The sequence below is a fragment of the Microbacterium sp. NPDC089190 genome (genome assembly GCF_040701795.1).
In the GTDB taxonomy this organism is placed as follows: Bacteria; Actinomycetota; Actinomycetes; order Actinomycetales; family Microbacteriaceae; genus Microbacterium; species Microbacterium galbum.
Genome location: NZ_JBFBHF010000001.1, coordinates 342443 through 367669, shown reverse-complemented (window position 1 = coordinate 367669; position 25227 = coordinate 342443). Strand labels below are relative to the sequence as shown.

Here is a 25227-nt window from a genome sequence, read left to right as displayed (position 1 = left end):
CCAGCCATGGCTGAGTATCTTCCGCTGTACCTCCCGGGGCAGGTGTTCACGCGCCAGGCTTCGGCATCCATCACGGGCGGCCAGTTGGTCATCGTGTCCGGTTCGGGCACCGTCGCCCCGGCGTCCGCTGCCACGCACTCGTGGATTGGCGTCGCCGGATTCGACGTCGCCAACGGTGACAACGTGACCGTCTTCGCGGGTGGCGTGCAGCGCCTCACCGCATCCGGGACGATCACCGCCGGAGCCAACGTCGAGGCTGCTGCTGCTGGCGCTGTCGCGTCGCACACCAACGGCACCAACGATCAGAACATCGTCGGTGTCGCCCTCACGTCGGCCACCAACGGTCAGACCGTTGAAGTCAAGCTCGCACGGTAACGGCTGAGAAAGGAAACAGACAATGCCTTACGTTTACCCTCCGGCCGGCCCCACCATCTCGGGAGACTCGGTCACCATCTCGCGGTTCCTCAACGACCCGACCCTCATCGCGCGTCGCCTGCGGACCATTCTCGAGCAGCGGTTCATCGCTGACACCATCCTCTCGGGCCGTTACACGGTCTCGGGCGGTGCGGTGCAGTACGAGACCGGCGAGACCATCTACACGGCGGACAACCCCCGTGCGGTCACCCCGGGTTCGGAGTACCCGCTGACGACCGCTCCGACCGGCACGGCGAACATCGCCAAGACGGTCAAGTGGGGTCAGGACACCATCGTCACCGACGAGTCCATCGCCCGGCAGAACATGCAGCCCGTCAACCGTGCTCTCACGAAGCTGGCAAACCAGAACGTGAAGTACGTGGACTCCGTCGCCCTGTCGGCGATCTCGTCGGCGGTCACGCAGAACACTGCTGCGGCCGCCGCGTGGACGTCCGCCACCGCTCAGCAGATCCTCACGGATGTTGCGCTGGCGAAGGCGAACATCGTGTCGCTGAACCAGGGCTACGACCCTGACACCGTGGTCGTGTCCGACCTGGCCTGGGCGAACGCCTACGCCAAGTTCGCCACCGCCGGCCTTCTGCCGCGAGAGAACAACGGATCGAACCCGGTCATCACCGGCGAGTTCCCTGTCATCGCCGGTCTGCGTTGGCTGGCCTCGCCCAACCTCCCTGCCAACCAGACCGCCCTCGTCCTCGACTCGAAGACGCTCGGTGGCATGGCTGACGAGAATCTCGGTGGCGAGGGATACGCCTCTGCCGACGGTGTCGGCGTGCAGGTCAAGTCCATCCGTGATGAGCACAAGGACGCCTACCGGCTCCGCGCTCGTCGCGTGACCGTTCCGATCGTTGTCGAGCCTTCGGCTGGTTGGAAGATCACCTCGGTGGGTGCCTGATGCCCGCCCCGCGCAAGAAGGACGAGATCGTCGCTCTTGCCGCACTGGTGATCGCAAAGGACGCGTCGGGTGCCGACGTGTACATCTACCAGGGTTCCGCAATCCCGGAAGGGATCCCCGCGGCTGAGGTCAAGCGCCTCACCGACGAGGGTTTCGTCGGCACGATCGCCGACGAGCAGGACGACAAGTAAGTAGGGGAGAGGGCGCTGATGATCTCAGTAAACGTCAGTGACGTGGAGGCGCGTTGGCGCCCTCTCACCTCCGCCGAGCGGCCCATTGCGGAGACCCTGATCGGCGACTCCATTGACATTCTGCTCACACGCTGGCCGAGTCTCGAAGGTCATGTGAATAGCGGTTCGGTCCGAAACGCGACCGTTGTCCGCGTAGTGTCCAACATGGTGCGCCGCGCGATGCTCAATCGCGATGCCGAAGGCGTGTCCCAAATTCAAGACACCACCGGCCCGTTCTCGCAGGGGGTCACGTACGCGAACCCCAACAACAACCTGTATCTCAGCGCTGACGAGGTCGCCATTTTCGACCTGCTGTGCCCCTCCGCGCCACGAATGCGGAACGGGTGGCTTGCATGATCGGGGAGACCGTCACGATCGTCCGTGAAGTTCCGGGCGGTGAGGATTCGATGGGTAACCCCGTATTCACGACTGTCGACGTCGATGTGCCGGGTTGCGCATTCGCCCCGGGATCCTCCGCTGAGACGGCCGCCACATTCGGCGCCCGGACCGAAACAGATGGGACCGTCTACGCGCCGTCCGGGACGGTGTTCTTCCCTAGTGATCAGATCCGGATCCGCGGCGCTCTCTACGTCGTTGATGGCGAGTCCGAGCAGTGGACAAACCCCTACAACCTGCGCGGCGCGGGTGTCGTCGTGAATGTGAAGCGGGCTTCCTGATGGCGAAGTACGGGTGGAAACCGACGCGTCCGATCAAGGACATTGCCGTGTCGGATGAGCTTGAGGAGCTGTTGATGCGGCTTGCTGCTCCCGTGATGGCGTCGGCTGAGGCGGACCCGAACCCGGAGTATGTGGCGTCGCTGCAGTTGCGGGCTTTCCGTAGCGGCGGGCGGCGTGGTCGTGTGTCCGCGAACGTCACCGCGGCGCCGTACATCGGGTCTGCTGTGGAGGCGAAGCGGGGAACGTTGGGGAGGGCGATTAGTCGTGCAGGCGAATGACATCACCTACCCGGCGACTATCGGGCCCTTCGTGTTCGGTATGCGTGCCTACCTGGCTGGGGCGGGCTGGTCCGGTGTGACGGTGACCCCGAAGCGCGGTACAGCGGCATCGGCAAGGATGGTCACCGTTCGTGACGATGGTGGGACTGGGCGTGATGGTGTGTCTCGCCGCCGGCATGGGTTCAACATCTGGGCTAACGACGCGGTTATGGCGCAGGATCTCGCGATCGCTGTGGCAAACGGGTGCCGTCAAGCGTTCCACGCTGTCGAGGTGTCGGATCCGGTCGACGTGACCGACGACACCGATACCCGAACTCTCGTCGACGGGAAACCGTTGACGCACTACTTCCTGTCCACCGTTACACCGGTGCGTGCACGGAACCTCTGATCTGTTCCCGCGTTCTCCCGCGCGGGGGTCAACCGGCCTTTAGGCCACCAACCCTCTGAAGGAGAACCCCATGGGTAAGAACATCGAAGAGGTCTACGTGGCCGTCGATGGAATCGTGTCGGTCGGCGTTTTCAACACCGCGCCGGCGCCGACGTCTGCTGTCAGCGTGCTCGGCTCCGGCTGGACCGACGTCGGGTACGTGTCCGAGGACGGCGTCACCGAGACCTCGGAGCAGTCGACCACGGCGCTGCGTGCCTGGCAGAAGCGCAAGAAGGTCCGAACGATCGTCGAGGAAGGGTCGGTGCGTTACCAGCTCCGCCTCATTCAGACGAACGCGGACACCGTCGCCCTCTACTACGGCGGCACTGTCGCCACGGATGGGTCTATCGTCATCGACCCGACAAAGGAGCGCCCCGTCATCGCTCTGAACCTCGATGTCATTGACGGTGACAAATCGATCCGTGCGTACGGCCCGGAGTCGCAGGTCGTCGAGGTTGGTGACCAGGTGTACTCCAACGGTGAGGCGATCGGTTACGAGGTGACGATCGAGTGCTCGTACAACGAGACCCTCGGTGGTGCCGTGAAGAAGTGGTACAGCGCCCTCGAGGACTGACCCCATATGCCCCGGGTGGTCGTCGACGGGAGACGGCGGCCACCCGGCACTCTCCTCATTCTCTCCCGCACGTGAAAGGCATCTCCCATGAAGGATTACTCAAGCAAGCCGTTCCAGTTCAAGATCGCCGATAAGACGTTCGTGCTGCAGGTAGCTACGTTTGACGATCTCGCCAAAGTTCCCAAGTTCGGCGACCTTCTCCAGCAGGACGTTGACGCAGGCGTGGCTGCTATCCACGACCTCATCAAGGCGAAGTCGGACAAGCGGACCGCCGACGCGGTCTTGCAGTCCGTTGCTCCTCACAAGATCCTCGAACTCATCAAGGACTGGACGGGGCTGAACCCGGGGGAATCGCAGACCTCCGGCGACGAGTAACCCGGCGTCTGCCGGAGGTCGTCGCAGACTTCCGCACCATCTACCACTGCTCCCTCTACGACCTCCCACTACGTGAGGTCTACCTGCTCCTGCACCAACTCGGCACAAACCCCGAGTCGCGGTACACCGCTGCGGAGCAAGGGTGGGAGCGTCCGGTCAGCTTTGAGTGGCTCATCCTCGCTGACTTGTACGACCTGCAACGAGCTAAGGCATCGAAGCGGCGCTCCCGGCCGTATCCGAGGCCCACAACGAAGCGCACTCGTCTTGGTGGTTCTAGCCGCCGCCGCACCGCCGCTGAGGTGCGTGACCTATTGCGTCGACCCCGGGAGACACCTCCCGACTAACCGGGAGGTGCCGTGGCGGACAAGAGCTTTTACACGGCGTGGGCTGAGATTGCGCCCGACTTCTCAGGCTTCGGCCGGAAGGTAGACCAGGGCTTCAAAGACGCTCTCGAGCCCGCCGGGCGCAAGGGCGGCGAAGACGCCGGCAAGGGCGTTCAGGGCGGCATGCTCGCCTCCGTCGCGCGCCTCGCCGGCCCCCTTGCCGCCGCATTCGGCGCGCTGAAGCTTGGCGAGCTCGTCGGGTCCACGATCCGCGAAGGCATCACCCAGGCCAATGACCTGGATCAGACGGTATCCGCCATTCGCACCGTGTTCGGTGATGCGTCGGGCGATATCGAGCAGTTCGCGAAGGACGCTGTTCAGGGTCTCGGTATCACGCAGCAGCAGGCGCTTGAGGCGTCGCAGATGTTCGGCGTGTTCGGAAAGGCCGCAGGTCTTACCGGTACCGACCTGTCCGGTTTCTCCAATGAGCTGGGCGGGTTGGGTGCCGACCTTGCGGCGTTCTACGGCGGTGACGTGCAGACCGCGCTTGACGCGATCAGCGCCGGCCTCCGTGGCGAGTCGGAACCGCTCCGTCAGTACGGTGTTCTTCTCGACGACGCGACGCTCAAGGCGCGTGCCATGTCGATGGGTATTTTCGACGGCACGGGCACGCTGACTCAACAGCAGCGCGTGTTGGCGGCGCAGGCGGAGATCCTCGCGCAGACGACGGATGCTCAGGGTCAGGCGGGTCGTGAGGCTGACACCTTCGACGGTCAGTTGAAGCGGCTCAACGCTGGTTGGGAATCGGTCGTCACCACGATCGGTCAGTTGTTCTTGCCGATCGCTACACAGGTCGTTTCGTTCCTGAACGCGAACGTCATTCCCGCCGTGCAAGGGTTCTTCAACGCGCTGCAGACGGGTGACTTCGGCGGGTTCATTAGCAGCCTCGCGTCGGTGCGTGACGGCCTAATCCGCAACATCGCCGACGCGTTGCCGGAGATCATCCCCGCCGTGGTAGGTGGGGTGCTCTCCCTCATCACTACCCTCGCGGACGTCATCCCGCAGGTGGTGGACACCGTCGTCCAGATGGTGCCTCTCATCCTGGCTGGCATCCTGGCAGCTATCCCGCAGCTCATCGCGGGCGTGCTGAACGTGTTGGACCGGATCGTCGAAGCAATCCCGGTGATTCTTCCGCAACTGGTGACGGCTGTGGTGGGGCTGATCCCCGTCATCATTACGGCGTTGATCTCAGCTATCCCGCTGCTTATCAACGGTGCCATTGCCCTGTTCATGGCGATCGTGCAAGCGATCCCCATGATCGTCACGCAACTGATTCAGGCGCTCGTAGATCTGCTGCCGGTGCTCGTCAACGCGCTGGCGACGCTCATCCCGGCGCTTATCAACGGTGCGGTGTCCCTGTTCACAGCGATCGTCAATGCAATCCCCATCATCATCCCTGCACTCATCAACGGTGTAGTGGATCTGCTGCCCGTCCTGATATCCACGATCATCGGGCTGATACCCATCCTGATTCAGGCAGCAGTTCAGTTGTTCACCGCCCTCATCGACGCCATTCCGGTGATCATCCCGGCGCTGATCGACACGCTCATCGAGGTTGGCCCGAAGCTGGTCGAGGCGATCATCGGGATCATCCCGCAACTGTTCGATGCTGGGCAGGCGATCATCCAAGGGTTGATCGACGGTATCGGGTCGATGTTTGGTGCGATCGGCGACGCGGTCGGCGGGATCATGGACTACATCGGTGGGTTCTTCCCCCACAGTCCCGCGAAGCGCGGACCGTTCAGTGGTTCGGGGTGGACGGGTTTGAAGGCGTCCGGTGGGGCACTGTACGACCAGTTCGTGTCGGGGTTCGACGGGCAGGATCCGACGCTTCCCGCGTTGCCTTCCCTGTCAACGGGTGTGACGATCCGCCGGCCGGACTCGCTCGACCCATCAGGGTTTGGCGTAGCGGGATCCGGTGGTGCCCTTATCCAGCAGACGAACCACTTCCCCGAGATGGACCCGACGAGCGCAATCGCGGCGGCTAACCAGCTTGCTAACAGCGCGGCCGAGAAGGTGGGTGTCTAATGAGCGACGGACTCACCATTCGGGGCCGGGGCGTCACGATGCGTGGCACTCTCGGCCCCGAAGAGTTCGGCTTCGTGGTCAAGGAGAACGGGCTACAGGGCTGGGAAGGGCTGCCCGAGGGGCGTCGCGAAGCAGTACAGCGCGCGCTCTCCCACGGCGAGTTCGACGTGCCAGTCAAGCTGCCCGCTCGAGTAATCACGCTCGACGGTCACATGATCGCCCGCACGCCGTTCGACCTCAATCGCATGGCCCATCAGATCAACGGGTGGGGTGCGACGGGGGACCGGTTCCCGCTAGTTGTCGAACTGCAAGGAGAGACGCTCTCCTCGACTGTGCGGTGCGTGCGCCGCGAAGCGGTCGACAGTGGTTCCCGGGGAGGCGAGTTCTGTACCGGGGAGTTCCAGGTGCAGTTGCTCGCCGCGGACCCGCGGAAGTACGCGCCTTGGCAGACGTACTCAGCGTCACCGTCTGTGTGGGTTCCGTCTCGGGGCAACTTCCCCGCGCACCCGGTCATCGAGATCCCGTCCGCGCCGACGTCGTACAGCGTCTCATCGCCGGGGGGCACGTTCTCTGTAACCGGGGCGCCTGCTGGGGGAACGCACCGCATTGACATGGCCACGGGGCGTGTCACGCGGGATGGCGTGTGGCTTCCCGATGCCGGCCGCGGCGACCTGTGGGCCGTCCCTGACGGCACTCGATGGCAGCACACGCTTTCCACGCCAGGGAGGGTGCTGCTGCGCGACACATACGTGTGAGGAGGCGTAATGCCGGAATGGTCACTGACCGTGAACGACGCCATCACAGGCCAGTTCCGGGCACACATCACCACCAGCGCTTCATCTTGGTCGACGAGTCTCACCGGCGACGGGGAGAGCACGGAAACCATCGTCGTGAACGACGAGGACGCCCCTTGGGGTCCGGGGACGGTCGATCAGGTATTCGAGGGCAACGCCCGCATGATCGTGCGCTGGTGGGGCGATACGCCCATCTACGCGCACAAGATCGATGAGTACGAGTACGACGATGACAAGGGCGCTGTCGAGGTGAAGGCGTCGGAGTTGATCCGTGAAGCGGACTGGCGAATGGTGGACGGCGTCCTCGCCCCGTTGGACTCGAATCTGACGATTGCGGGTAAGTCGGCGTCGGGTGCGATCCGAGCTGTCCTTGCGCGGATGATGCAGTGGGGCCCCGAGTGGGTGTACCCGATTGACCTTCCCCCGGATGGTTCTGGGGATGTGGGTGGCGGTTGGGCGTTCTGGGAGAAGTACCGGATCTCCGACATCATCAAGCAGATTGAGGATCGGACTGGCTCGGAGACGTTCCTGCGCGTGTATAGCACGGGCGGGCGCGACGTGCGCTTCCAGGCTGTTGTGGGTGCGCCTGTGCGTTTCGGGCGTACGGCGTTCAAGCTGCATGCGGAGCAATCACCCCTTTCGGGCGTGAAGTTCCGCAAGAGCTGGCGCCGCACCGTCACTGGCATCCTCGGCGTCGGGAACGGCACGGGAAAGGACCAGGAGACCCGGTGGGCGGGCTCTCCACGGGGGCCCATCCGTGACACCAAGGAGTCGTTCCCGGACCTGACAGGGGATGCGTTGCAGCAGGCGGTTACGCGGTACTACAACGCAAACTCTGGCCCGCTCACTCAGTGGTCTGTGGGGGCTTTCACGATTAGCGATGACTACCCGCCGACCCTGGCGCTTCCGGGTAGTGGGTGGTTGCTTGAGTCCAAGGGCAAAGCGCCGATTCCGGATGGTGAGCACGAGTTGCGTGTCATCAAGCTGTCCGGGTCGAACAGCATTCAGGTGAAGACGGAGGTGCAGGGTGCAGCTTCGTGACCTGTCGGATGCGTTCTTTTGGATCCGCCGGCTGATTTTCCGTGTCGACCGCCTCGAGGGCGGGGCGATGCTTGAGAACTCTTCCATCAGCAATGGCCGGATGCGCTTCATCGGCGGTCTTCTCCGCGTTGATTCCGGTGGGCGGGTGGAGATCGTCGGCACCCTCCAGGTGGATGGTACCTCCACGGTAACGGGAACCTTCAACTTGGTAGGTCCGTGGAGTTTCACCGGTAACGGCGAGATCTCTGGCAACGTGCGCGTCCTCGGTCAATTCAATGTCGAAGGCCCTTGGAAGCTCATCGGAGACGGTGAGATTACCGGCAAGGTGACTATCGCGGGTGAGATCGACCTGACGGGCATCATGAAGGTCAAGGGTCGGATCGAAGTCGACGAGACAGGCCGTATCCGCGTCGGCGGGATGGAACTGAACCCCGAGGAACATGGCGGCGCAATCACATTTCCAAACGGCGCCCAGGTCTTCACTGATGCCGAGACCATTCAGGTGTTCAAGGGCAACAGCGTCGCACAGGTCAGCGACGACTACGCACGGATTCAACACGGCGGCAGTGTCATCGAGATCGACGGTGACGGCGTGCGGATCAGCCCTGGTGCTATAGCGACAGCGCTCAGCACTGAGGGCCTGCAGTGGATGGCGATCGAGGTGGCCACGGGGCGCCTGAAGCGCGTGCCGCCGGGCGTTGGTGGTCCCGGTACGGGCGACTTCGACTGGCCTTTCCCGATCAGTTCGAAGACGTACGGTTTCCGCCCGCCGGATAGGCCCACACATAACGGTGTCGACCTTGCTGGGCCAGACGTGACGGGCCACGACATTCCGTCAGCTGGGCGCGGTGTGGTGACTTTTGCTGGGGGCAACGCTTCGACGGGTTACGGCTACTACGTGATCGTCAATCACGGTCAGATCGATGGTGTGGACGTGGAGACGCTGTACGGCCATATGGCCACTCCGCCGATCGTCTCGACGGGGCAGACGGTTTCCAAGGGGACGCTGCTTGGTCCGGTCGGAAACACCGGAAACAGCTTTGGGGATCACCTGCACTTCGAGGTTCACCTGGATGGCGAGCCGGTCGACCCTGAACCCTGGATGGCCGCGCACGGCGCTTAGCGGACGGGGCAGTATTCGTCCGCAGCGAGCTGGACAAGATCGAGGTTCGCTTGCTCCGGGATGTCCCCTGTGAGCGCGACGATCGAATCCTGAGTCGCCCCGTTTGCGAGTTGGTCGCAGGCGTAGTCGGATGCCGTTTTGATCTGCTCGGCGTTGACGTTGAGACCGTAACTGCTCATAGCGAGCTGGATTCCAGTCAGAACCGAAGTTGCTTCACGGTTTGCGGGCGGAGTGGCGGATACCTCGACCGGTGTGGCTGGCGCCTCTGTCGGCTGCACCTCGACAGTGGTGCCTCCGTCGCTGTAGGTGCCTTCCGCGCCGGGTGTGACGGTGACCGTCTCGGCGGTAGTGGTGCTCGTGCAGCCGGTGAGCAGCAGAAGTGCCGCGATTCCGGTGGCGACGAGTGCGCGTTTCATGGCCCCGATCCTACTCACTTGTGTGCCTGTGGCCTATGCCCGGGACTACTGAAAGGCGGTGCCCGTATGGGGTATCAGCGTCCTGTTCCTTATTCGCGGTCTACGTCGTGGGCGGCTCATCGGCGTCGTAATCCTCCGTCGAGTGAGCCGGGTATCGACATGTTCTGTCCGATTGGTACGCCTGTGTTGGCGGCTGAGTCGGGGCGTGTTGCGGATACGGGCGATTCGATTGGTCCTGCTACGGGCCGGTTCGTGACGATCGACCTTGATGATGGCCGGCGTGTGCGTTACCTGCACCTCAAGAGCCGGACGGTGAGCGTCGGTAACCGTGTCCGCCGTGGTCAGGTCGTCGGGTATTCCGGGGCGACGGGGTACGGCGAGGAGGACTGGTCGTGGAACGTCGCCGAGACCGGTGGCGCGCACGTCCACATGACCTTGTGGCCGCTGCATTGGTACGTGTTCGGTTCCAACGGGACTCTCGACCCGGAACCGTACTTCGACGCTGATGGCGTGGCCGCATCTGAAAGCGCAAAACCTATTCCGAAACGGAGAGCACCCATGAACTACATCCGCATCACTGGTAAGGCTGGCGAGCGTCGTGGCGGCACGTACGCCGTGTTTGCTGCGAGCGACGGCACGTATGTGGCCGAGTTCGTTGGCGATTCGGGGCCGGACAACCTCGTCGAGCTGAACGATGAGGGTCAGATCGGTCGTCTGCAGAACATCATCCGCGGCCTGCGATGATGTCGTGGCTCGCCGCGGTCGGGCGTGCGAGCATCTGGCACCCGGATGCGATCCCGGCTGGGGAACGAAAGTACGCGTCCCCCCTGAAACGAGTGCTGTTTCCCGTCTTCGACGCCGCGATCATCCTGTTCGGCATTGCGGGCTTGCGGGTCGGGTTTCAGGCCATGACACTCACCTTCCCCATGCCGGTGCCGTCGATCATCTACGGGCTGCTCATAGCGGCCGGTGCCATCTGCTTCATCGGGTGTGCGTTCCCTCGCCTGTGGGTGCAGGAGATCGTCGGGAAGCTAGTCATCCTGATGACGTTGGGGGTGCTGCTGGTTGCCATGCTCATTGCGGGCACGACAATCCCGGGACACACGGGTGTTGCTGTCGCTCCGATGGTGTTCGTGATGACACTTCCCCCTTTCCTGCGTCTCTGGCTTCTCGGGGTGGAGTGGGGCGATAGGGGGACTAGTTGATCCCCGAGGGTCTCGCCGGCATCCCCGCGTGGGTCTTCTGGCTCATCGGTGGCGGCGGTGCGACTGCCCTCGTCGGTTCGGTGCTGGTGTTCATCGCCACGCGAAAGCGGGATAACTCGACGGAGATTTCCGCGCGGTGGGATGACGCGTCTGAGTTGTCGCAGTACATCCGCAAGGAGATTGAGCAAGAGGTTGAGCGTCAGGTGGCGCCGATCCGGCAGAAGCTCGAGCGGGTTGAGTCCGAGTCGCATGAGATGAACGTTGCCGTGCGGGCCCGGGAGACGCAGCTCTGGTTGTGGGATCAGCGTGGCCGCCCGGGGTCTTTGCCTCGCCTGCCCGACCCGATCCTTCATCGCCTGGGCCTCGGGTACTTGACCGATGACGACTGGTCGACCGAACCACCTATCACTTAGCCATCCTGCGGGGTGGCTTTCGTCTTGAAAGGACAACCCATGACCATCAACGATGACTTCACGACTGGCCCCGGCTTCGTCGCCCGCGCCCGTAAGGCACTGGTCGCCGGTGTTGGCGCGGCGGCTGCATCGTTCGGCCCGGCGCTCGCGATCGCCGGTGCGGACGGCGTCATCAGCTTCGCAGGGGAGATCGTCCCCATCGGCGTCGTCGCGCTGACGCTGGGCGCTGCTGCGGCGCTGGCGGTGTACGCCACCCCTAACGCCCGGTGATGCGTGTCCTGGCGGCGGTCCTCATCGTGTGGGCCGCCGCCGCCATCTACTCCCACATTCCCCGCCCGACAGTGGGCTGAGAGGAGCCGTCATGGCCTTGGTAACCGTGGTCGGGTTCGTCCGTGACCACTCCCTCACCCCAATCCAGGGGAGGGCGGCACGACTGTTCTTCCGCCCCAACAACGCAAACATTGGCGCCGGTCTGATGACTGGCACTGAGGTGCAAGCCGAACTGAACGACACGACGGGACGCTTCGAGGTTGAGCTCGACAACTCCCCGGGGGTGTCGTACACGCCGGTCATGGATTGGCTCATCTCGAGCGGCAGTGACTCGCCGGAGATGTTCGTCCGCGGGTTTGAGGAGTGGCAGTTCCGTGTCCGCCCCGGTGTCGGCGGGAACATTCAAGACCTTGTCGACCGCACCCCGGTTGATGCCGTGGCGTGGGGGTTTGGGCCGCCCACGCAGGACACACCCGCGTACATCGACATTTCCGGTGATTTTCCGGTCCTGTACCTCCTCGGGAAGGAAGTGACCGCATGACCAAGATGGTCCTCATTGGCGATTTTCAGGCGCTGTCGGACGGTACTGCGGCGACGCTGGTTGCGACGGATGGCACGGAGACGCAGGGCGCGGTTGATGCGCGTGTGCAGATGGTCGCGGTTGACATCATCTCGTCTGATCCGACTGTGATCGCGTCGGCGCAGGCGGCGGTGGATGCGCGTGCGACTGAGCTTGGTTTGGTGAAGACGTCTGCTGATTCGGAGCCGGCGGAGACGTACTTCCGTGGTTCGGATGCGGCGAAGAAGTCGTGGCTGGGTTTCCGACGCAAGGACGGTGGTATCGCGTCGCGCACGGTGTGGGCAATCGTGAACGCCATCCACGTTTACGCGGGGTACGAGGCCCCGTTCGTGTATCCGGGCGGGTTTGTCCTGTGGATCGATTTCAACGAGTCCGGTGCGGACATGTTCAAGAAGGTGGAGGCCTGACGTGGCGACCATTACCCCCCTGTTCGGCTCCTCCGCCGGGTCGGCATTCGACCCGCTCGCGTTCGACCTCACCCGCAGTAAGAAGGCCAGCGCCCGGCTCCTTCGCCGCGGCGACGTGCTCAACCACGACACCTTCTCGGGTGGGTCGTTCAACGGTTGGCGCGACCACTTCGCGTACGCCACCCCCCGCGGTGTCCTGGGGCTCACGCAGTACCCGCTGATCGACGGCGACCACGCCCTCATGCTCTCAACCGGCGAGGGCCCGTACAGCGCCGACTCGGTGTGGAACAGCCACGGCACGTACAGGAACATGTCCGTGCTCAACAACGACTGGGATCTCATCTCGGTGTCGGGCTTCATCATGCTCGCCGGCGACGGCGACCTGACGGCGAAGAAGTACCCCTGGGGCACGGTCGAGATCGGCCTCGACACCCAGTGGCCCGGTTCGACGCAGCGATCGTTCTTCAAGGCGTACCTGAAGGACGGCATCGGTGGCACCGCCGGCTCCACTGGCTGGATGCTGCGTCGTTCCGACGGCTCGGACGTGATGGTCGCCGGTTCGGCGGACGTCTTCACCGGCGGTAACGAGCGCAAGTGGAACTGGATGTATGTCCGGCTCACCATCTCCCGCTTCGCAAACGGCGGGAAGGGCGGCTACGTCGAGCTGCAGGTCAACGACACCATCTTCGACCTGCAGGCCCAGTTCGGAACCATCCTCGCCGAGGACCTCATCCTCAACAACGGATCGCACGACCAGTTCCGATACGGCCTCAACGAGATGTTCGCGACTACCCGGTCGCCGTTCAACACCGACTACCGCTACAACGCGATGGTCGTCCAGCACCCCATTACCACCGTCAACGATCGGAGGGCCGCCTGATGGGCAAGACCCACATCGTCCTCGCCGGGGTGGTCGATCACCGCCTCACCGCAACCGGCGGCAAGGTCGGGCTGCAATTTCCGCCGAACCGCATCGAGTTCGCCGCCGAGGGGGACGAGGTCACCTGGCAGATCCGCGTGCTCGACGTCGCCGGCAACCCGGACTCCTGGTCGCTGAGCGCGCGGTTCCTCGACGTGATCGAGCACACCACGGGCCCGCAGTACGCGAAGCCGGAGATGGTGCCCTTCACGGCGCTGCAGACGCAGTACGACGTCGTGGAACGCGTCGGCTGGCACCGTAACGCACCGGGCGCCGTCGTTCCCGCGACGGCCGGAGAGTTCGGCGTCATCGCCCAGTCGGGCGACGCTCTCCCGACGCAGCTGTCGCGCACCGTGCGCGTTCGATCGCTTCGTCACAAGATCGAGTTCGCGCCGCCCGCTTTCGTCGGCGGCACGAACCCGAGCTTGGGCGTCGCGCTGACGTACACAGTGAGGAGCGGTCGTGCCTGACGTCGTCATCCCCGGGCTCACGTTCGACGACCCGCTGCCCGACGCGCCCGTCGACGGCCTGCTGAACGCCGGTTCGCTGCTGCTCTACGACCCGGCGCACCCGACCGTCCCGTGGGCCGCGGGCGTGCCCGTACCCGGCGACACGATCCCCAACCTCGCGTGGAAGCAGGCCGCGGCCATCATCGGCGCCGGCACGGAGACCTCACTCAAGGGTGGGGTGTCGTCGACGTTCGTGCAGGGCACCGGGTCCGGCAAAGACGGTGTCATCGAACGCACCGCGAAGGGGGCGCTGCACTTCATCCCCTCCCAGGTGAACGACACCGCCGGGCACCTGTACTCGCTGCTGATGTCGGAGGACATCCGCGGATGGCTCAACTCCCACCCCTCCGCGACGGTGTACCTCGGCGCGTCGATCCGCGTCACCCGCAAGGGTGGTGCGTCGGCGCTGCAGAACATGATCCGCATCGGTCAGAACGGGTCCACCCTGCGCCAGTCGATTGCTGAGCTCACGAACAGTGTCGTGTCCGGTAACCCGACGAGCGGTGCTACGTTCGTGGGCCGCAACTTCATCTCATCCCCGGGTGAGGGTGTCGTTGCGGTGACCACTACGGCGGCTGCGGTGACGACGATCATCGCGTCCCTGACGTTCGCCGGCCCCGCGTCGGCGACGTACCTGCACAAGGCGCCGTCGTGGATCCTCGAGGATCTATACATCGAGCTGCCTGCCTTGTCCGGGTTGACACATGATCAGATCCTGGCTCGTCAGCAGGAGCGCCGCGCGAACCGGTACAAGCCGGGTGGCGTCCTCTACGGAGACACCTGGACTAACCCGACCGCTGTTCCTTAACTACAACGCCCCCGGCGCCCCTCGCAATGAGGGACGCCGGGGGCGTTTTGTCGTTCAGGCGTGAATCACCAATGCGCCTGCATGGCACAGCACGATGATCTGGTTGCCGGTCTCGATCACGTGCCAGCCGTTCGCCTTAGCTCGGTCGACGATCTCGTCGAATGCGCCATACGCGGCTACGTCGGCGACGTTGCGCCGAACTACACCGCCTGAACCGACCTGACCTGCGCCGAATATCTGATCTACCCATGCGGACACAGCCGCCCCCCTCTGTGAATGGATCTTGAGGTTATCGACATGTGATCGCGTCACGCCATAGCGCGTACGGTGACGGCGTTGCGCCAGACGACGGGCTGCCAATGCCCACCCTCACACGGCACCTCAAGGATCACGACGCGATCGTTAGCGCCGACAGCCCACGCCGGTTCACGGGTGGCGGCACGGTTCGGCCACTGCACCCACGCCCACACCGGACGCTTCCCCTCGAACCATTCGATGGGTTGCCGGCCGTACGCCTGATGGGGGAGCGTCACCGGCTTCACCGACGACAGCACTTGTGACAGTTTCTCGTCACTGACTTTGGTGGACCCCACGCCAGGAACCATACCCGCGCCCGCCGACACTGGATATGCTGACCCCCAAACCAAGGGGGAACACATGAACACCGACCCGCTGTACCAGTTCACGTCGCACATCGCCGGGAAGAACGCGAAGGTCAGCATTTACGCAGACCGTGTCGAGTGGGACAAAGCGCGGGGAGTATCGGGGGGCAAGATTACGGCCGGTGTCCTCACAGGTGGCCTCTCGATGCTGGCTACCGGCGTGAAGAACGGCAAGGCTGGCACTGAGATGATCCCCGTTCAGTCGATCACTTCGATTACGACATCGAGGGACGGGATGATGAACTCGAAGGTTTCCGTCATCACGGCGGGTAACACTGTCGACTTTCGGGTGTCTCACGCTGAAGCGAAGATTGTGAAGGACACGCTCACCCGCTTGATGTTGGGGTCACACCCGGCGCAGGCTCCCGCCGCACCAGCCTCTGCCGTGCCGGCGGCTCCCGCACCGGACATCACTGCACAGTTGCAGCAGCTTGCGGGCCTGCGTGACGCAGGCGTGTTGACGGAGGAAGAGTTCGCGACGAAGAAAGCTGAACTGCTCGCTCGCTTCTGATAAAGACGAACGCCCCTCCTGCAATCACGCGGGAGGGGCGTAGTTCGTCGTTCCAGGGAGATCTATTCGGGCTCATGCGTAGGAGCAAAGGCCGCGCCGAGAGCAACCATCTTCGCGCTCACCGTCTCGGCGTACTGTTCCATCGCTCGACCGACCTCACCGAACGCTTCTGCGATCTCCGCTGCCCTGTCACTCATCTACTCATCTTCTCTCAATGTCGGTGGTTGGGTGCAGCATGTGGTTCATGCCAACCCCAGCCGAGTTACTAGCGTTCGAGGGGGAGTGGCCGGTCTGGTCGGGTCGGAAGGATGAGGCGATCCGGGCCACGTTCGGCATCCCACCCGCCCGATATTTCATGCTCCTCTTCGATGCGGCTGCTTCGATGGAAGGGCAAGCCGCCCAACCACTCGTCGCACACCGCATAAGCGCAAGGCTTATGAAGCCGAAACGATAAGCGGATCACTCATCGGAGCGGCGCCAGTCATCCGCGTACGGAAAACTGCCCACGTACTTCACCGTGAATCCGGCCACCTGCTGCGGCCCGGGATTGCGACGCAGCCATTTCGCTAGCTCGCCCATCGTAGGTTCGCTCGACCCGCCCACGTAGCAGGATTCTCCATCGTCGGGGTGGCAGTACCACTGTTCCTTGCCGTCGCGGTAGACCGACGCGAACCCCTCTGCGGGATCCTTGCCGCAAGATACACACTTGCGCTTGCTCATCGTCGTGTCGCTTCCTGCCGCGTGTGTGCGGCGTTCGTTCTTCTGTGCTGATGCTGTCCCACAGGTCAATCCTTCAAGCGGGGGGATGGGTTCTCGTTGCCGTTGGCGCGGACCCCGTTGTCCGCTGGACTTCTTCTGGGGGTGTGCGGTTCTGCGTTCACCGCCACCGGCCTGGTGGTGTTGTGCTTCATATTGAGCACGCTACACATGATCCGGCTGGATCACAAGTCATGACTCCAACACACCAAACCCCAACACCGAAGAAACAGACCGCATCGCATCCCGATCACGCGCATCATCCACACCCGACGCATACGAACGCGACATCGCCCGCGTCGAATGCCCCACAATCCGCATAATCACGTCCTCAGGCACCTTCGCCGCATACAACAGGTCAACAGCCGTGTGACGGGCATCATGCAACCGCACACCCGGCTTGTTGATCCCCGCCGCCTTCAACGCGAGCGGCCACGCCTTCGACGCCTTATCCGGGTCGATCGGCCCACCATCCGCATCCGTGAACACCAACCCCCACTCATTGCTCGACGTGTTCGCCTTCACCCACGCGAGGTACGAGTACAGGGGTTCCACGAGGGGGATGACACGCCACCCTGCCTTCGACTTCGGGCGCGTGAGATACATGCCGTTGCTGAGGTGTTCGTACTCGTAGTCGGCCGGCACGTCCAACCAGCGTGAGTGGCAAGCGTGGCCGCGGATGAACCCGCACGGCCACCTGTCACTCTTCTCCGGCTTCTCACCGCACCCGTGAGCCCACCCGAGACGCTGCAACTGCCACGAGAGCTCGATACGCGGTTGCCCGTCGAATTGGATGCTGTCCCACCGGAAACCGAGCACTTCACCCCGCCTCGCCCCGGTGAGGATGTACGTCGCCCACAACGCCCCCTCGAGCGTCCCCGATAGCGTGTTCAGTAGCCGCCGGGCTTCGTCCACGGTCAGCACGTCAAGCTTCGCTACGGCCTTCCTGGGGGCGTCCATGAGGTCGCACGGGTTGCGGGGAATCCTGCCCTCACGCTCCGCCGTACGGAGCGCTGCGGAGAGGATGCTGAACGCATTCCGCTGCGACGTCGACGACGCACCAGCCGAAGCCATCCGAGCCGTCACCTTCCGCACATCCGCCGGCGTCAGCTTGTCCAGCCGCACCCTCCCGATGACAGGGATGATGTGTGTCGCCATGACCGACCGGTATGACACCATCGTCTTCGGGCGCCGCTCCCTGGGTGCAATCTCACGCAACCAATACGACAACCACGTGCCGGTCGTCTGCGAAGCCGTGGGTAAGTCGCCGCGGTCCTCGAGCTGCTTCCGAAGCTTCTGCATCTCGCGCATGACTTCGGACTTGTCCTTGCGGCGAATGATGCGCCGCCGACGCTTCGGTACACCGTGCTCGTCGAAGTCGTGCGCGGGTAACTCGATACGACCGACCCACAAGCGCTTGGCCTGGTCGAACGCGATCGAGCCCTCTCCTTTTCCGCGGGTCAATCGAGCCACCTCAGCTTCGCTCGACGACGGGCCGCTATGGCATAAGCCGAAAGTGGAGGTTCGATCGGTACTTCGTCCACTGCGCGGAAGGTGAGTGTGCCATGCCCGCGGGTGACGCTATGTTTGCTCCGTCCGGTCGCCCACATCACGGCTGCTGCCGCTTGCCACTCAGCACGCTCCGGGCGGTTGCGCCGCTGGTCTGTCATTTCGCCAGGCTCCGCTCTTCCACGACATCCAAGACCAACTCCGCCATACCAAGCCGCATAGCCGCCGGGCCAGCGCAGGCCAGGCACGGTCGCAACTGTTCACGGGAGACGACCGGCGAGAATGGCGGCAATTTCCCGCACAGGGACGGGCCGGATCCTTCGACAACGTGGATGACGACCGTGCCGGGCACTATGCCCAGGAAAGGGTCCGAGAGGGGCTCCACCTCGCCCCTATGGCGGGCGCGCACCCGGGCCTGACGTTCTGCTCCTGTCATTCCCATCGAACGCCCTCCTTCTCTTCCCGAGGCGTTAGCTTCAGCTTTTGCTCGAACCACACAAACTCGCTCTGGTCAAAGACGTGAATGTCGTGCACCCCGTCTGCATCGACGCCGAGGGTTACTCGCTGCGCAGGACCGTAAGCCACGGTCAGCAGGCGTCCGAGGTCGCAAACTTGACGTCCCAGATCGGACAGAGTGAGGCCGGCAACACTTTTGCGGGAGACGCGCGTTCGTGTCTTCCATTCGGGTACGTCGGGGGAGCAAGTGCCGCACCTCTTGTAGGCGTGGCGGTCCGTCTCGGGGTCGAAGTTGGCATCCACCCAGTGGGCAAACTCCTCGCCGTCGTACTGCACCGGCCGGCGACCTGCCTGGTAGTGCTTGATGCTTGGGCAGGAGTAGCGGTGCACAGTCCGGGAACTGCTGATGAGGAGAGTCTCGGGATTGCTGGGAATCATGGCTTACTGAGCCCTTCCGCCAGGTCTTCGGCGTCCCTGGCGACTTGCTCTGCGATGCGCAGTCGGTCCTCGTGTGAGAGTCGACCGAAGTAGTGGAAGTCCAGGGCGCGGAGTACCGCCGCCCGCAACTCGAACCAAACGCTGGGCTGGCTCACGGCGCCACATCCTCGCCGGGGGAGCGGCGCCAGTGGCGCGTCTGGTCCCAGTCGTCGTCGCCTACCTCCTGCATTGCGTCCCTCATGCGTCGGAACGCTGCCGCCTCGCGGAAAGTCTGCGGGTCCGGTGTTACGAACAGTTCGAGCATGATGACCTCGGCCAGCGCGTAAGCCTCAGAAACGCGGAGGGGCCGCTCGCCGTTCTCAACCATCCCGACAGTCGCCTGGTGCCATGAGAACCCGCGTCCCCGCATGTTTGTTGCGAGGTCTTTCTGCCGCAGTCCGGTGAGCTCACGCGCTTTGCGGACGGCTGCGCCAATCTCAAGGTCGGCCTGAGCGATGCTCACGACGCCACCTCCGGAATGCCGTGGATGTCCGCGTAGCGGCATGACATCCCGTGCCCGAACCACCACTCGCCATCCTCGAGTACGCAGAACCGATGTTCGCTGGTTCGTTCTTGACGGGCCGGGTCGTAATAACTAAGCCGCGTGACTTGTTCATCGGTGGATACGAGTTCATCGGCGAAATCGGAAGCGGCCGTCTCCCAAGCGTTATGACTGTGCTTACCGTCGCAGAATCGCTCCTCGCCCGTCGACTCGCGGAACACGCGGTAATTGCCGTTCTCAAGCCGGGAAACGATCACGTCCTCGTTCTGGGGCCAGCGCCAGCCGTTCACGACGCCAACTCCGGCCAGATGCGACGAGCCGACTCGATGCGGCTGTCGACCTTGGGAACGCCATGACCTTGACCGACAAATAGCCAGTCCCCAGCGACGTAAGCCGCCGTATCGAGAGTGTCGGGGAGGAAGGAAAGTTCCCACACCTCTCCGGGCTTCGCGTCGTGCCATGCGGGCTTAGGTGCAGGGTGAGCCTCGAAGTAGGCTTCTGCTGCATGTCGGGCCATCATCTGGTTGCCGCTGTCCTTCCTGAGATGCGCGAACTCCTCCGCGCGGCCCTCCCAGACGGTGTAGAGGCGAGGAAGAGCCTCATCCAACACGGTCACACCACGACCCCGAGCAGATGACGGGCGGAGGTCTACGGTGTGCGGATAGACGACGTATCCCGGATATTCGGGCCAGCGCCACCGGCCCAAACGCTCGTCGTCTTTCGAGCGGTAGTGGTCGACTAGCGAGACCTCGGTTCCGTCAGCGCTGTCGATGATGAAGAGCTCACCCTGAACGTTCATGCGCAGGTACTTGTCGATGTGCATTGTTATCTCCTTCCGAGAGTGGGTAGGCCAGCGGCGACGAGACGCGTCTTGGGGAGCACCGGGGCACGACAAGAATCGTGAGACGGTGCGGCGGGATGCAGATCGAGCGTTATCGGCAGTCCGCAGTCGACGCAGTCGGGGACCGTAACGTTTCCAAGCGAGCACCGGGAGTAGTGCGAACGGACCAAGTCCAACAAGGATTTGCGGTCCCTCAAGTCGTCGGGGGCGGGCCAGCCGCACGCGCAGAATGTCACTGGACACTCCGCAAGAACCATTCGCGCAGTGCTACCTCGCCGTCGCGCGTGGGCATCTTCATCCGCGCCAGCGATGACCAGAGAGCCCGGTCCGAGACGGTCGGCGTGTTTGCCGAACTCTCGATCGACTCTTTGTGCTCCTGGATCGCGCCTACGAGACCAAAAATGAGCGCACGCATGGCTGCGCCGTTCTCGGTGGAAGCCTCAAATTGATTGGCCAGAAGTCCCGCGTACGCTTCATCTGCGCGTCGCTGTCTCGCAACCTTCATGTGCGGCTTCACAAGCGCAAGAGCTGTGGTGATGGCCGACGACTTACTGCCGAGCTTCGCTCGCTTCTCCTTGTGCTCAAGCTCATACTTGAACCAGTCACTGCTGCCGGCTTTCCCCCGCGCCCAGCATGAAGCTTGCATGCGTGAGCGTTCGAGATTGAGGTCGCGCAGCTCGTCCTCTACCTGACGCTTGAAACTAGCAAGAGTGGTGTAGGTGCGATCCACCCGGGCCTCTACGACTAGTGGTTCCCAGCGGGGCGAGCCCGAGATAACGTGCTGAAGCAGGCGCGACTCGAATACAGGTGCGTCGGCGTCAGCCCAGGAGAGTGCGTCTGAAGGTACTGGTACTGCTCGGGCAGTTCTTGCTCCCGAGACATCTTGTTGCGTGTCCATATGGAGCACAGTACCTGTGATCTACACGGATAACAAGAGGGTGCCATCGGGTGTACCCATCCACCACACGATGGTGCCCGATGGCGCCCACCCAAACCCGCGAAAAGACGGTGGATTTCGCGTGTTTCTGTGCTCAGTGTAGATCAGGCGTAGAGTTCCGGTACCAAAGGTCGCAGGTTCGATTCCTGTCGGGGGCACATGTGACGAAGGCCGCGGTCGATGACCGCGGCCTTTCTGATTCCCGGGGCCGTCAGCCCTCGTCGGTCGGCGCGCCGGTCGGCTCGGCGTCCTCGACGAGGTGCCGCGAGCCGAGTTCGTCGGCGGTGGCGCGCCCCTGGTCGACGGCTTCCTCCTTGCTGGAGAAGCTCGCCGACAGCTCGGGTCGGCCCTCCACCGCGTTCTCCCACTGGCCCCGGTTCGATCTGGTCGTCACGTCGTTCTGGCTCATGGCATCCAGCAGACACCGGTCGTTCTTCGCGCGGTGCGGGGTTGACACGTGAAGGGGCGGGCGGGCGGGCGACAGGGTCTTTCACCCCTCACGTCACCTCCCGAGGCGGTGTCCGCGGATGCGGCCATGCCCGGGCGGCGGAGGCCCGGCACGGCGTCGCGGCGTCGTCGTCAGGGGCGCTCGGCGATCAGCCCGGCGTCGCACAGCGCCGTCAGGGCGGCACGGACGGCATCTCCGGCGTCTCCGCCGCGCGGTTCGCCGTGCGCGTGCACCGCGGCAGCCACGAGGTCGTCGAACGAGGCGCCGTCGGCTGCCCGCCAGAGCACCGGTCCGATCCCGTCGACGAGGTGGATCGTCGTCTCGTCGTCCGGTGCGCGGCGCAGCAGCGCGAGACGCGCGCCCGAGAGAGCCACGGCATCCACCACGGGCGTGCGGGTGAAGCCGCTCGCGCCTCGGGTGGCCTCGGCGCGTTGCGAGACGATCGGCTCGCGTGACGCCGGCCGTGGCACGGCGAACAGATCGCGGATGAGGGGAAGCACGTCCGCGGCTTCCGCGTAGCGCAGACGCAGCGCTCCGCCGACCGCGCTGACGTGGCCGATCAGCGTCTCCAAGGGACGCGGCAATTCGGCGAGATAACTGCACTGCGGCGCGATCGCTGCCACGGCATCCGCGATGTCGAGGGGCTCGAGGGCGGCCTCGGTGCTCCGCGGCTGACGATCGAGCGCCACGACGGCGTGCAGGCGGAGCGGGGTGGGCGGGAGATCGCGCAGACCGAGACCGCGGGGCGACACCTGCTTCTTGGCGCGGCCGGCACCGTCGACGATCGACAGAGGTTTGCGGTAGGGCAGGACGCTCCCGTCCGGTGCGACGCCGACGCTCTCGTCGCTCAGGTAGGCGTAGTCGCGCGCGAGGCTCGACATGAGGGTGGTCTTGCCCATCCCCGACCGACCCGAGAACAGCACGACGCGTCCGTCATCGTCGGCGATGGCGCCGGCATGGACGAGCCACAGGTCTCCGCGCCGCGCGGAGAGGGCGGAGAGCGTCACCTGGGTCGACAGGTCGGACATGGTCTCGTCGGAGAGGAAGCGCGGGCGCGGGGAGACGATCGCGGCAGCGAGCGTGGCCTCGTCGTGCCGGGCCCCGGACCAGGCTTCTCCGATCGAGACGCGGTCGGCGGGGGGCACGCCGTCGAGGTCGATGCGCACGGTCACCCCGAGGGCGTCGACATGCAGATGATCGGCTTCGCCGGTACGACTCGGGAGGGGCTGTTCGCGGGACATCGTCGGTCAGTCTCCCGGGGCGCGGGATGGTCGCGGGTCGCGGCATCGCGTCGGGGGCGGGTGAAAGACGCGTCCGCCGGATCGGGCATCGCCCGTCCCGACCTCTTGTCAAGACCTGCCGCTCTTTCGCGGACGGTTGGGATGCTGAGACCTTCCGTCGAAAGGATCTGCCATGAGCATCGGAGCCGGCATCGCGCTGTTCGTCATCGGCGCCATCCTCGCCTTCGCCGTGAACCTGCCCAACGACTACGTCAGCTTGAGCATGGTCGGCTACATCATGATGGGAGCCGGCGTCGTCGTGTTCCTGATCGGCGTCGTGCTGCTCGTGCGTCGTCGGCAAACCGATACGGTCACCCGCACCGAAGGAGTGGGGGGCGCCCAGGTCACCCGCTCGACCACGCGCTCGTCCAACGACGACCTCGTCTGAGTCCCCCGGGGTCGCCACCCCGGAGGTACACCCATGACCGAACCGACGCGCACCGTCGCCGACGACTCGCCCGCGGGCGACCTGTTCGACGGACGCTACCGCCTCGGCCGTCTGCTCGGCCGGGGCGGTTACGCGCGCGTGTACGAGGCGGTCGACACCGCTCTCGAGCGCACCCTCGCCATCAAGGTCATCGACGGGGACGGTGCCGATCCCTCCGACGTCGCCCGCGTCCGGTCGGAGATCCGCCTGCTCGCCTCGCTGTCGCATCCGTCGCTCGTCACCCTCTACGACGCACGGCTCGACGCGACGCCCGCCTATCTGGCGATGGAGCTCATTGCGGGCCCGACGCTCACCGACCTCATCGCGCGGGGTCGTCTCGGCGGGCCCGAGGCCGCGCGCGTGGGGCGCGAGGTCGCGGAGGCGTTCGCCGTGATCCACGGGCGAGGGATCGTGCACCGCGACGTGAAGCCGTCGAACATCCTGATGCGACCCGCCGCGCACACGGGGGAGACCCCGCGGGCGACTCTCGCCGACTTCGGCATCGCCTCGCTCGTCGGGGCCACCCGCGTGACACGGGCCGACACCGTGATCGGAACGGCCGCTTACCTGAGCCCCGAACAGGCGCGCGGGATGCCGGCCGCACCCCCGAGCGACGTGTACGCGCTCGGACTCGTGCTGCTGGAGGCCCTGACCGGTTCACGCCCGTTCGGCTCCCGCACCCCGCATGAAGCGCTCGCCGCCCGGCTCGTCTCCCCGCCTGAGATCCCCGCGCACATCCCCTCCGGGTGGCGGGACGTGCTCGAGCGGATGACGGCCATCGACCCCGCCGAACGACCGGATGCCGCGGGCGTCATCGTCGCGCTGCGCACGTTGTCGAACGTGGCGGTGCCCGCCCCGGGAGGGGGAACGACCGCGCGTATGCCGGCGGTGTCCGGAGCCACCGCCCCGACGCGCGTCTTCGACGCCTCGACGCCGGGGGGATCCCCGGTGCCCCGTTCGCGGCGTCGTCCGTCTCGACGTGCTGTGGTGGTGGCATCCGTCGTCGCCGCCGTCCTCGCCGCGGGGGGAGTGACCGCCGCCGTGGCAGCCGGAGCCGGGGGAGCCCCCGAGCCCGATCTGCCCGCACTGCCCCAGCCGCTCGATCAGCACGTCGACGACCTGTGGAAGGAGGTCGGGGAATGATCCGTCGCGCTTCCCTCGCCGGCGTCGTGGCCGTGGCCGCAGCCCTGGCCCTCGCCGGCTGCACCCCGCCCGCCGCGCCCACCGCGTGGCAGCAGAACGTGCAGACGATCGCGGAGCAGGCGTCGGCCGGCGACTACGCCTCGGCGCTCGCGAGCCTCGACGCGCTCGAGGCCGAGGTCACCGCCCGCCGCGACGCGGGGGAGATCACCGCCGAGGAGGCGGACGCCATCCTGACGCGCATCGCGACGGTCCGTGCCGATCTCACCGGTCTGGTCCCCACCCCCGCACCCACGCCCGAGCCCGAGCCGGCGCAGACGACCGAGCCCGCACCCGACGACCAGCAGGACGTCGTCGACGACGGCACGGATGACACCGGCGGAGGCGGGAACGGCGGGGGCCCGTCCGACAAGAAGCCGGGCGACGAGAAGGGGCCGGGGAACGGCAAGGGGCCGGGCAAGAAGGACGGGTGAGCATGCCGGCGGCGGCGTGTCGCG

The 25227-nt window shown here is 64.9% G+C and carries 39 protein-coding genes; 27 read left to right on the top strand and 12 right to left on the bottom strand.

Features of this window, described 5'->3' with window-relative positions; genetic code table 11:
- Positions 1-6 precede the first annotated feature (6 nt).
- From AB0230_RS01855 to AB0230_RS01795, 13 genes are all read left to right on the top strand, one after another.
- Entirely contained in the window at positions 7-375 is a 369-nt protein-coding gene (locus tag AB0230_RS01855) for a capsid cement protein (protein WP_366373647.1), read from the top strand.
- Positions 376-397: 22 nt separating this feature from the next.
- The gene (locus AB0230_RS01850) at positions 398-1327 is read left to right on the top strand and encodes a hypothetical protein (protein WP_366373645.1); all 930 of its coding nucleotides are present in this window, start codon (positions 398-400) and stop codon (positions 1325-1327) included.
- Positions 1327-1518 carry a hypothetical protein gene (locus AB0230_RS01845; protein WP_366373643.1) on the top strand — a complete coding sequence of 64 codons (192 nt, stop codon included), beginning with the start codon at positions 1327-1329 and terminating at the stop codon, positions 1516-1518. Before AB0230_RS01850 ends, AB0230_RS01845 begins: the two co-directional genes overlap by 1 nt.
- Positions 1519-1536: 18 nt before the next feature.
- A complete protein-coding gene (locus tag AB0230_RS01840) occupies positions 1537-1914 on the top strand; it encodes a hypothetical protein (RefSeq protein ID WP_366373641.1) in 378 nt (125 codons plus the stop codon).
- The gene (locus tag AB0230_RS01835) at positions 1911-2234 is read left to right on the top strand and encodes a hypothetical protein (protein ID WP_366373639.1); all 324 of its coding nucleotides are present in this window, start codon (positions 1911-1913) and stop codon (positions 2232-2234) included. The genes AB0230_RS01840 and AB0230_RS01835 overlap by 4 nt, the downstream gene beginning before the upstream one ends.
- Positions 2234-2512 carry a hypothetical protein gene (locus tag AB0230_RS01830; protein ID WP_366373637.1) on the top strand — a complete coding sequence of 93 codons (279 nt, stop codon included), beginning with the start codon at positions 2234-2236 and terminating at the stop codon, positions 2510-2512. Before AB0230_RS01835 ends, AB0230_RS01830 begins: the two co-directional genes overlap by 1 nt.
- Positions 2499-2900, top strand: a complete 402-nt coding sequence (locus AB0230_RS01825; protein WP_366373635.1) for a hypothetical protein — start codon at positions 2499-2501, stop codon at positions 2898-2900. The genes AB0230_RS01830 and AB0230_RS01825 overlap by 14 nt, the downstream gene beginning before the upstream one ends.
- A 70-nt stretch (positions 2901-2970) precedes the next feature.
- Positions 2971-3513: a hypothetical protein gene (locus AB0230_RS01820; RefSeq protein ID WP_366373633.1), complete on the top strand. Its 543-nt coding sequence runs from the start codon at positions 2971-2973 to the stop codon at positions 3511-3513.
- Between the two features lie 87 nt (positions 3514-3600).
- Positions 3601-3888 (top strand): hypothetical protein, encoded by a 288-nt coding sequence (locus tag AB0230_RS01815; RefSeq protein ID WP_366373631.1) that lies wholly within the window; start codon positions 3601-3603, stop codon positions 3886-3888.
- Positions 3889-4244: 356 nt separating this feature from the next.
- Positions 4245-6299 carry a hypothetical protein gene (locus tag AB0230_RS01810; RefSeq protein WP_366373629.1) on the top strand — a complete coding sequence of 685 codons (2055 nt, stop codon included), beginning with the start codon at positions 4245-4247 and terminating at the stop codon, positions 6297-6299.
- Positions 6299-7054 carry a hypothetical protein gene (locus tag AB0230_RS01805; RefSeq protein WP_366373627.1) on the top strand — a complete coding sequence of 252 codons (756 nt, stop codon included), beginning with the start codon at positions 6299-6301 and terminating at the stop codon, positions 7052-7054. The genes AB0230_RS01810 and AB0230_RS01805 overlap by 1 nt, the downstream gene beginning before the upstream one ends.
- Before the next feature lie 30 nt (positions 7055-7084).
- On the top strand, positions 7085-8134 hold the full coding sequence (locus tag AB0230_RS01800; protein WP_366373625.1) for a hypothetical protein: 1050 nt from the start codon (positions 7085-7087) through the stop codon (positions 8132-8134).
- Entirely contained in the window at positions 8121-9257 is a 1137-nt protein-coding gene (locus AB0230_RS01795; RefSeq protein WP_366373623.1) for a peptidoglycan DD-metalloendopeptidase family protein, read from the top strand. Before AB0230_RS01800 ends, AB0230_RS01795 begins: the two co-directional genes overlap by 14 nt.
- Here AB0230_RS01795 and AB0230_RS01790 read toward each other — a convergent pair.
- Positions 9254-9673 (bottom strand): hypothetical protein, encoded by a 420-nt coding sequence (locus AB0230_RS01790; protein WP_366373621.1) that lies wholly within the window; start codon positions 9671-9673, stop codon positions 9254-9256. The two genes, AB0230_RS01795 and AB0230_RS01790, sit on opposite strands and share 4 nt — an antisense overlap.
- 66 nt (positions 9674-9739) lie before the next feature.
- Between AB0230_RS01790 and AB0230_RS01785 the strand changes: the two genes are divergently transcribed.
- The 9 genes from AB0230_RS01785 (at position 9740) to AB0230_RS01745 (ending at position 14784) form a co-directional block, all read left to right on the top strand.
- Positions 9740-10417, top strand: coding sequence for a M23 family metallopeptidase (locus AB0230_RS01785; protein ID WP_366373619.1), 678 nt, complete (start codon positions 9740-9742; stop codon positions 10415-10417).
- Complete coding sequence (locus AB0230_RS01780) at positions 10417-10878, top strand: hypothetical protein (RefSeq protein ID WP_366373617.1); 462 nt, start codon at positions 10417-10419, stop codon at positions 10876-10878. The genes AB0230_RS01785 and AB0230_RS01780 overlap by 1 nt, the downstream gene beginning before the upstream one ends.
- Complete coding sequence (locus AB0230_RS01775; protein ID WP_366373615.1) at positions 10875-11291, top strand: hypothetical protein; 417 nt, start codon at positions 10875-10877, stop codon at positions 11289-11291. Before AB0230_RS01780 ends, AB0230_RS01775 begins: the two co-directional genes overlap by 4 nt.
- A 39-nt stretch (positions 11292-11330) precedes the next feature.
- Positions 11331-11561 carry a hypothetical protein gene (locus tag AB0230_RS01770; protein WP_366373613.1) on the top strand — a complete coding sequence of 77 codons (231 nt, stop codon included), beginning with the start codon at positions 11331-11333 and terminating at the stop codon, positions 11559-11561.
- Between the two features lie 91 nt (positions 11562-11652).
- On the top strand, positions 11653-12102 hold the full coding sequence (locus AB0230_RS01765; RefSeq protein ID WP_366373611.1) for a hypothetical protein: 450 nt from the start codon (positions 11653-11655) through the stop codon (positions 12100-12102).
- Entirely contained in the window at positions 12099-12548 is a 450-nt protein-coding gene (locus AB0230_RS01760) for a hypothetical protein (RefSeq protein ID WP_366373609.1), read from the top strand. Before AB0230_RS01765 ends, AB0230_RS01760 begins: the two co-directional genes overlap by 4 nt.
- Position 12549: 1 nt before the next feature.
- Positions 12550-13428 (top strand): hypothetical protein, encoded by an 879-nt coding sequence (locus AB0230_RS01755; RefSeq protein ID WP_366373607.1) that lies wholly within the window; start codon positions 12550-12552, stop codon positions 13426-13428.
- Positions 13428-13937 carry a hypothetical protein gene (locus AB0230_RS01750; protein WP_366373605.1) on the top strand — a complete coding sequence of 170 codons (510 nt, stop codon included), beginning with the start codon at positions 13428-13430 and terminating at the stop codon, positions 13935-13937. Before AB0230_RS01755 ends, AB0230_RS01750 begins: the two co-directional genes overlap by 1 nt.
- Positions 13930-14784, top strand: a complete 855-nt coding sequence (locus AB0230_RS01745) for a hypothetical protein (protein ID WP_366373603.1) — start codon at positions 13930-13932, stop codon at positions 14782-14784. The genes AB0230_RS01750 and AB0230_RS01745 overlap by 8 nt, the downstream gene beginning before the upstream one ends.
- Positions 14785-14838: 54 nt before the next feature.
- On the opposite strand, the gene AB0230_RS01740 is transcribed toward AB0230_RS01745, so the two are convergent.
- Both AB0230_RS01740 and AB0230_RS01735 read right to left on the bottom strand, forming a co-directional pair.
- Complete coding sequence (locus tag AB0230_RS01740) at positions 14839-15042, bottom strand: hypothetical protein (RefSeq protein ID WP_366373601.1); 204 nt, start codon at positions 15040-15042, stop codon at positions 14839-14841.
- A 50-nt stretch (positions 15043-15092) separates the two neighbouring features.
- Positions 15093-15377, bottom strand: coding sequence for a hypothetical protein (locus tag AB0230_RS01735; RefSeq protein WP_366373599.1), 285 nt, complete (start codon positions 15375-15377; stop codon positions 15093-15095).
- Between the two features lie 64 nt (positions 15378-15441).
- On the opposite strand from AB0230_RS01735, the gene AB0230_RS01730 reads away from it, so the two are divergent.
- Entirely contained in the window at positions 15442-15957 is a 516-nt protein-coding gene (locus AB0230_RS01730) for an SHOCT domain-containing protein (RefSeq protein WP_366373597.1), read from the top strand.
- 214 nt (positions 15958-16171) lie between these two features.
- Entirely contained in the window at positions 16172-16411 is a 240-nt protein-coding gene (locus AB0230_RS01725; protein ID WP_366373595.1) for a DUF3263 domain-containing protein, read from the top strand.
- 5 nt (positions 16412-16416) lie between these two features.
- Here AB0230_RS01725 and AB0230_RS01720 read toward each other — a convergent pair whose 3' ends face one another.
- The 9 genes from AB0230_RS01720 to AB0230_RS01680 form a co-directional block, all read right to left on the bottom strand.
- Positions 16417-16677 (bottom strand): hypothetical protein, encoded by a 261-nt coding sequence (locus AB0230_RS01720; protein WP_366373593.1) that lies wholly within the window; start codon positions 16675-16677, stop codon positions 16417-16419.
- Positions 16678-16905: 228 nt separating this feature from the next.
- Positions 16906-18186 (bottom strand): tyrosine-type recombinase/integrase, encoded by a 1281-nt coding sequence (locus AB0230_RS01715; RefSeq protein ID WP_366373591.1) that lies wholly within the window; start codon positions 18184-18186, stop codon positions 16906-16908.
- 468 nt (positions 18187-18654) lie between these two features.
- A complete protein-coding gene (locus AB0230_RS01710; protein WP_366373589.1) occupies positions 18655-19116 on the bottom strand; it encodes a hypothetical protein in 462 nt (153 codons plus the stop codon).
- Positions 19117-19267: 151 nt separating this feature from the next.
- Positions 19268-19618, bottom strand: a complete 351-nt coding sequence (locus AB0230_RS01705; RefSeq protein WP_366373587.1) for a helix-turn-helix transcriptional regulator — start codon at positions 19616-19618, stop codon at positions 19268-19270.
- Entirely contained in the window at positions 19615-19947 is a 333-nt protein-coding gene (locus AB0230_RS01700; RefSeq protein ID WP_366373585.1) for a hypothetical protein, read from the bottom strand. The genes AB0230_RS01705 and AB0230_RS01700 overlap by 4 nt, the downstream gene beginning before the upstream one ends.
- Complete coding sequence (locus AB0230_RS01695; protein WP_366373583.1) at positions 19944-20480, bottom strand: hypothetical protein; 537 nt, start codon at positions 20478-20480, stop codon at positions 19944-19946. Before AB0230_RS01695 ends, AB0230_RS01700 begins: the two co-directional genes overlap by 4 nt.
- 250 nt (positions 20481-20730) lie before the next feature.
- Positions 20731-21228, bottom strand: coding sequence for a hypothetical protein (locus tag AB0230_RS01690; protein WP_366373581.1), 498 nt, complete (start codon positions 21226-21228; stop codon positions 20731-20733).
- 418 nt (positions 21229-21646) lie between these two features.
- Positions 21647-21844: a DUF2188 domain-containing protein gene (locus AB0230_RS01685; protein WP_315993198.1), complete on the bottom strand. Its 198-nt coding sequence runs from the start codon at positions 21842-21844 to the stop codon at positions 21647-21649.
- Positions 21845-22014: 170 nt separating this feature from the next.
- Positions 22015-23124 carry a hypothetical protein gene (locus tag AB0230_RS01680; protein WP_366373579.1) on the bottom strand — a complete coding sequence of 370 codons (1110 nt, stop codon included), beginning with the start codon at positions 23122-23124 and terminating at the stop codon, positions 22015-22017.
- Positions 23125-23296: 172 nt separating this feature from the next.
- Between AB0230_RS01680 and AB0230_RS01675 the strand changes: the two genes are divergently transcribed.
- The 3 genes from AB0230_RS01675 to AB0230_RS01665 are packed head-to-tail and all read left to right on the top strand — an operon-like array spanning position 23297 to position 25203.
- Positions 23297-23551, top strand: a complete 255-nt coding sequence (locus tag AB0230_RS01675; protein WP_108319361.1) for a DUF6458 family protein — start codon at positions 23297-23299, stop codon at positions 23549-23551.
- A 33-nt stretch (positions 23552-23584) separates the two neighbouring features.
- A complete protein-coding gene (locus tag AB0230_RS01670) occupies positions 23585-24733 on the top strand; it encodes a serine/threonine-protein kinase (protein ID WP_366373577.1) in 1149 nt (382 codons plus the stop codon).
- Complete coding sequence (locus AB0230_RS01665) at positions 24730-25203, top strand: hypothetical protein (protein ID WP_366373575.1); 474 nt, start codon at positions 24730-24732, stop codon at positions 25201-25203. Before AB0230_RS01670 ends, AB0230_RS01665 begins: the two co-directional genes overlap by 4 nt.
- Positions 25204-25227 lie beyond the last annotated feature (24 nt).

Excerpts from the sequence above, each read along its gene's own strand:
- AB0230_RS01855 (WP_366373647.1), top strand. The coding sequence starts at position 7 with ATGGCTGAGTATCTTCCGCTGTACCTCCCGGGGCAGGTGTTCACGCGC.
- AB0230_RS01850 (WP_366373645.1), top strand. The coding sequence starts at position 398 with ATGCCTTACGTTTACCCTCCGGCCGGCCCCACCATCTCGGGAGACTCG.
- AB0230_RS01845 (WP_366373643.1), top strand. The coding sequence starts at position 1,327 with ATGCCCGCCCCGCGCAAGAAGGACGAGATCGTCGCTCTTGCCGCACTG.
- AB0230_RS01840 (WP_366373641.1), top strand. The coding sequence starts at position 1,537 with ATGATCTCAGTAAACGTCAGTGACGTGGAGGCGCGTTGGCGCCCTCTC.
- AB0230_RS01835 (WP_366373639.1), top strand. The coding sequence starts at position 1,911 with ATGATCGGGGAGACCGTCACGATCGTCCGTGAAGTTCCGGGCGGTGAG.
- AB0230_RS01830 (WP_366373637.1), top strand. The coding sequence starts at position 2,234 with ATGGCGAAGTACGGGTGGAAACCGACGCGTCCGATCAAGGACATTGCC.
- AB0230_RS01820 (WP_366373633.1), top strand. The coding sequence starts at position 2,971 with ATGGGTAAGAACATCGAAGAGGTCTACGTGGCCGTCGATGGAATCGTG.
- AB0230_RS01815 (WP_366373631.1), top strand. The coding sequence starts at position 3,601 with ATGAAGGATTACTCAAGCAAGCCGTTCCAGTTCAAGATCGCCGATAAG.
- AB0230_RS01805 (WP_366373627.1), top strand. The coding sequence starts at position 6,299 with ATGAGCGACGGACTCACCATTCGGGGCCGGGGCGTCACGATGCGTGGC.
- AB0230_RS01790 (WP_366373621.1), bottom strand. The coding sequence starts at position 9,673 with ATGAAACGCGCACTCGTCGCCACCGGAATCGCGGCACTTCTGCTGCTC.
- AB0230_RS01785 (WP_366373619.1), top strand. The coding sequence starts at position 9,740 with ATGGGGTATCAGCGTCCTGTTCCTTATTCGCGGTCTACGTCGTGGGCG.
- AB0230_RS01780 (WP_366373617.1), top strand. The coding sequence starts at position 10,417 with ATGTCGTGGCTCGCCGCGGTCGGGCGTGCGAGCATCTGGCACCCGGAT.
- AB0230_RS01770 (WP_366373613.1), top strand. The coding sequence starts at position 11,331 with ATGACCATCAACGATGACTTCACGACTGGCCCCGGCTTCGTCGCCCGC.
- AB0230_RS01765 (WP_366373611.1), top strand. The coding sequence starts at position 11,653 with ATGGCCTTGGTAACCGTGGTCGGGTTCGTCCGTGACCACTCCCTCACC.
- AB0230_RS01760 (WP_366373609.1), top strand. The coding sequence starts at position 12,099 with ATGACCAAGATGGTCCTCATTGGCGATTTTCAGGCGCTGTCGGACGGT.
- AB0230_RS01750 (WP_366373605.1), top strand. The coding sequence starts at position 13,428 with ATGGGCAAGACCCACATCGTCCTCGCCGGGGTGGTCGATCACCGCCTC.
- AB0230_RS01730 (WP_366373597.1), top strand. The coding sequence starts at position 15,442 with ATGAACACCGACCCGCTGTACCAGTTCACGTCGCACATCGCCGGGAAG.
- AB0230_RS01725 (WP_366373595.1), top strand. The coding sequence starts at position 16,172 with ATGTCGGTGGTTGGGTGCAGCATGTGGTTCATGCCAACCCCAGCCGAG.
- AB0230_RS01720 (WP_366373593.1), bottom strand. The coding sequence starts at position 16,677 with ATGAGCAAGCGCAAGTGTGTATCTTGCGGCAAGGATCCCGCAGAGGGG.
- AB0230_RS01710 (WP_366373589.1), bottom strand. The coding sequence starts at position 19,116 with ATGATTCCCAGCAATCCCGAGACTCTCCTCATCAGCAGTTCCCGGACT.
- AB0230_RS01695 (WP_366373583.1), bottom strand. The coding sequence starts at position 20,480 with ATGCACATCGACAAGTACCTGCGCATGAACGTTCAGGGTGAGCTCTTC.
- AB0230_RS01685 (WP_315993198.1), bottom strand. The coding sequence starts at position 21,844 with ATGAGCCAGAACGACGTGACGACCAGATCGAACCGGGGCCAGTGGGAG.
- AB0230_RS01680 (WP_366373579.1), bottom strand. The coding sequence starts at position 23,124 with ATGTCCCGCGAACAGCCCCTCCCGAGTCGTACCGGCGAAGCCGATCAT.
- AB0230_RS01675 (WP_108319361.1), top strand. The coding sequence starts at position 23,297 with ATGAGCATCGGAGCCGGCATCGCGCTGTTCGTCATCGGCGCCATCCTC.
- AB0230_RS01670 (WP_366373577.1), top strand. The coding sequence starts at position 23,585 with ATGACCGAACCGACGCGCACCGTCGCCGACGACTCGCCCGCGGGCGAC.
- AB0230_RS01665 (WP_366373575.1), top strand. The coding sequence starts at position 24,730 with ATGATCCGTCGCGCTTCCCTCGCCGGCGTCGTGGCCGTGGCCGCAGCC.